Consider the following 304-nt stretch of genomic DNA (forward strand, 5'->3'; position numbering starts at 1 on the left):
GTATAAAATTATCCGATGAATCAAGAGGATAATTTTATACAGATGATGGATGAAAAAATGCATGAAATAAAGATTAGTGATGTTTATCAAGATAATTATAATGAGGATTGGAGTTATGTATTTGTAAGAGAGATATTTCAGAGTAAAACTGACAAATATTATGGTGCCATCAAATATCATTTTGAATTAAAAGATGGTGAGTATAAAATAATTGATAAGGCTAAAAATTATAATTTGTTCTTTAGTAATGAGGAATTAGTGACTCTTTCACAAGAAGAGATTGATGCAAGGATTGAAAATCAAC

At 26.6% G+C, this 304-nt stretch carries 1 protein-coding gene; it reads left to right on the top strand.

The genetic code is table 11. The annotated features are described in order from the left end of the window. Positions 1 to 42 precede the first annotated feature (42 nt). Positions 43 to 304: hypothetical protein (locus ACX6CF_RS26255; RefSeq protein WP_458788339.1), on the top strand; the 262-nt coding region annotated here is incomplete at its 3' end.

The organism is Vallitalea sediminicola (genome assembly GCF_054408565.1).